At 61.4% G+C, this 1,291-nt stretch carries 1 protein-coding gene; it reads right to left on the bottom strand.

Translation table 11 applies throughout. The features are described from left to right. Positions 1–43: 43 nt before the first annotated feature. Positions 44–1,224, bottom strand: a protein-coding gene (locus tag ACIRP7_RS45625; RefSeq protein ID WP_403672984.1) for an IS3 family transposase whose coding sequence is annotated in 2 segments (ribosomal slippage) — positions 44–960 and positions 960–1,224 — 1,182 coding nt in all. Because the reading frame shifts where the segments join, the coding sequence is not laid out codon by codon here. Between the last annotated feature and the right edge of the window lie 67 nt (positions 1,225–1,291).

The following is a 1,291-nucleotide window of genomic DNA, read 5'->3' as shown; positions in this document are numbered from 1 at the left end:
TGAGGGGCCTCGCGTTTTCCGGACAGGCTTCTGACCGTTAATTTTACGCGGCGATTCGCAACTTCTCATACTCGGCATGGACTTCACGCGGAGGGCGGTAACCCACCGCCGAGTGGAGGCGTTTGCGATTGTACCAGAATTCGATGTAGCGAGTGATGTCCTGCCTGGCAGCCTCGCGGGTCAGGTAAGTCGCCCTCGATACGCGCTCGTTCTTCAGGGCGCCGAAGAATGATTCGGCCATGGCGTTGTCGAAGCAGATCCCGGTGCGGCCGGCAGATCTGCGGAGTCCGAACCGGTCGAGCGTCTTACCGAACTCCGCTGACATGTAGTTGCTTCCGCGGTCGGAGTGAAATATCGCGTCGGCCGAGAGGTTCCTGTTCCGTGCCGCGTTCTGGATTGCCCTGGATATCAGTGGGGTTTGGTAATGGTCGTCCATCGCGTAACCGATAACTTCCTTCGTGCAGCAGTCGATGACGGTTGCGAGGTACAGCCAGCCTTCCCCGGTCGCGATATAAGTAATGTCACCGACGAGCTTCTCGCCGGGCGCATCCGCGGTGAAGTCGCGGCCAACGAGGTCCGGCACCTGGCCGGCCGCAGCCTGAGTGAGGTTGAACCTCTTCGGCCGTGGCAGGCAGGGCGCCAGGCCCAGTTCGCGCATGAGGCGCCGGACCAGCTCCACGCCCGCGGCGACGCCCCAGCGGTGCAGCTGGGCCTGGATGCGCCGGTGCCCGTAGGTGCTGTCGGACATGTCGAAGGCTTTCTCAATGAGCAATTTCAGTTCTTCGCGCCGCTGAGCTGTCGCGGATTCCGTGCGGGATCGCCAGTCGTAGTAGCCGGATCTGGAGACGCCGAGTCGGCCGCACATGAACTCGACGCTGTATGCGTACTTCTCGGTGTCGAGCCGCATCTCGTCGATGAACTCGTACTTGCTCGTTACCGGGGATCCTTCGCGAAGTACGCTGCGGCTTTTTTCAGGAAGGTGACTTCCATCTCCAGCTCACGGTTGCGTCGTTCGAGTTCCCTCAGCCGCGCCCGCTCGTTCACCGTCAGTTCCGCATCGGGGGCCGGTTCCTGCTGTTTCTGGTGCTTCTTCACCCAGCCGCGCAGCGTCTCCGAGTTCATCTCAAGCTCTCGGGCGACTTCGGAGATCGTCTTGCTCGACCTCAACGCGATCTGGACGGCTTCCTCACGGAACTCCGGCGAGTACTTACTGGGTGGCGCCACTTCTTCCTCGTTTCCTTGTTCAGGACAACCCTATTGGGTGCCCGTCCGGAAACTTCGTGGCCCCTCA

Origin of the sequence: Streptomyces sp. NPDC102270, assembly GCF_044766405.1 — a bacterium.
Classification (GTDB): domain Bacteria; phylum Actinomycetota; class Actinomycetes; order Streptomycetales; family Streptomycetaceae; genus Streptomyces.
The sequence above is the reverse complement of the archived record's forward strand: the minus strand, read 5'-3'. Positions and strand labels throughout refer to the sequence as shown.